Source organism: Cupriavidus sp. SK-3, from assembly GCF_000611145.1.
In the GTDB taxonomy this organism is placed as follows: Bacteria; Pseudomonadota; Gammaproteobacteria; order Burkholderiales; family Burkholderiaceae; genus Cupriavidus.
Genome location: NZ_JFJV02000136.1, coordinates 1 through 2,351, shown reverse-complemented (window position 1 = coordinate 2,351; position 2,351 = coordinate 1). Strand labels below are relative to the sequence as shown.

General features: G+C 63.0%; 2 protein-coding genes. Both read left to right on the top strand.

From position 1 onward, the window contains the following. The first annotated feature begins 112 nt into the window (after positions 1 to 112). Positions 113 to 841, top strand: coding sequence for a maleate cis-trans isomerase family protein (locus CF70_RS14675; RefSeq protein WP_035865746.1), 729 nt, complete (start codon positions 113 to 115; stop codon positions 839 to 841). Between the two features lie 13 nt (positions 842 to 854). Next, the gene (hydA, locus tag CF70_RS14670) at positions 855 to 2,270 is read left to right on the top strand and encodes a dihydropyrimidinase (RefSeq protein ID WP_035865744.1); all 1,416 of its coding nucleotides are present in this window, start codon (positions 855 to 857) and stop codon (positions 2,268 to 2,270) included. The last annotated feature ends 81 nt before the right edge of the window (positions 2,271 to 2,351 follow it).

Here is a 2,351-nt window from a genome sequence, read left to right as displayed (position 1 = left end):
CGCGCCGGCACAAGCCGGCAGCGGCACGGCCTGAACCGCTCCCGTCCCGGCCGCGCCACGCGCGGCGGGCCCCGCGCACCGGGCCATGCCATTTCCTGAGAGCTTTACTCCCATGACCAAACGCACCCTTCTCGGCATGCTCACGCCGTCGTCCAATACCGCGCTGGAACCCATCACCAGCGCCATGGTGAGCGGCCTGCCGAACGTCAGCGCGCATTTCTCGCGCTTCACCGTTACCGAGATCTCGCTGCGCGACCAGGCGCTGGGCCAGTTCGATCTCGACAAGATCATCGGCGCGGCCAAACTGCTGGCCGACGCGCGCGTGGATGTGATCGCGTGGAACGGCACCTCGTCCGGCTGGCTCGGCTTCGAGAAAGACCAGGCGCTGTGCCGCCAGATCACCGAGGCCACCGGCATTCCAGCCACCACCTCGGTGCTGGCGCTGAACGAAATCCTGGAAAAAACCGGCGCGCGCGACTTCGGCCTGGTCACGCCCTATCTCGACGATGTGCAGCAACGCATCGTGCAGAACTACAAGCGCAACGGCTTTGCCTGCGCGGCGGAGCGCCACCTCGACCTGCATGTGAACTACAGCTTCGCCGAAGTGGAAGAAGACACCATCCGCCGCATGGTGCGCGAAGTGGCGCAGCACAAGCCGGCAGCCATCACGACCTTCTGCACCAACCTGCGCGCGGCGCACCTGGTGGAGGAACTGGAAGCCGAGACAGGCATCCCCGTCTACGACACGATCTCCACCGTGGTGTGGAAATCGCTGCGGCTGGCTGGCGTGGATACGCGCGAGCTGCGCGGCTGGGGCCGCTTGTTTGCCGAAGTGGAATGAAGGAGCAGGGCGCATGAACACCGAACTCGATCTCGTCATCCGCAACGCCGAAGTGGTCACCGCCTCCGACCGCTTCACCTGCGACATCGGCGTGCGCGATGGCCGCATCGCCATGTTGGGCAATGACCTGCCGCGCGGCTCGCGCGAAATGGATGCCACCGGCCTGCTGGCGCTGCCCGGCGGTGTGGACGGCCACGTCCACCTCGACCAGCCGATGCCGGACGGCATGCGCATGGCGGACGACTTCTTCACCGGCACGCGCGCCGCGGTTTGCGGTGGCACGACCACGGTGATTCCGTTTGCGGCGCAGGAGAAGGGCGGCTCGCTCAAGGCTGCGGTGGCGGACTACCATCGCCGCGCGGAGGGCCGCGCGGTGGCGGATTACGGGTTCCACCTGATCGTGGCGGATCCCACGCCGGAAGTGTTGCAGCATGAATTGCCCGAGTTGATCCGCAAGGGCTATACCTCGTTCAAGGTCTATATGACCTACGACGATCTGAAGCTGTCGGATCGCGAGATGCTGGACGTGCTCGATGTGGCCAAGCGCAACGATGCGCTGGTGATGGTGCATGCGGAGAATGCGGATTGCATCTCGTGGCTGACCGAGAAGCTGGTTGGGGAAGGACGGATTTCACCGCGTTTCCATGGCATGGCGCGTCCGGCTCTGGTGGAACGTGAAGCCACGCATCGCGCGATTACCTTTGCGGAGCTGGTCGATGTGCCGATCCTGATCGTGCATGTGTCGGGCAAGGAAGCGATCGAGCAGATTCGGTGGGCACAGGGCAGGGGGTTGCCGATTCTGGCTGAGACTTGTCCGCAGTATTTGTATCTCACCGCCGAGGATATGGGATTGCCCGGCGACGATGGGTATGAAGGCGCGAAGTGCGTCTGCAGCCCGCCGCCGCGGGATCCGGAGAATCAGGCTGCGGTGTGGCGTGCGCTCACCAATGGTGTGTTCAGTGTGTTTTCTTCGGATCATGCGCCGTTCAACTATGACGATCCGGAAGGGAAGAAGCTGGGTGGCACGGCGCAGCCGTTTGACCACATTCCCAATGGCGTGCCGGGGATCGAGACGCGGTTGCCGTTGTTGTTCGATGGGATTGCGAAGGGCAGGCTTTCGCTGCATCAGTTTGTCGAGCTGACTTCGTACCGGCCGGCGCGGCTGTATGGCTTGTATCCGCGCAAGGGAACCATCGCTGTTGGCGCAGATGCCGATATTGCGTTGTGGGATCCTTCGCGGAAGGTGCGGATTGCTAATAGCGATCTGCATCATGCGGTGGATTACACGCCTTATGAGGGGATCGAGGTGACCGGGTGGCCGGTGCATTGTTTCTCGCGGGGGGAGTTGCTGGTGGAGGATGGGAGGTATCTGGAGCCGGTTCCGGGGCGGGGGAGGTTCTTGCCGGCGGGGGCGCCTTCGTTGGTTTGAGGGTTGGTGGTGGTTTTGATTTCTCCTTCTCTTTCTCTTTCTCCTTTAGATTCAACTTCAACTTCAACTTCAACTTCAAAA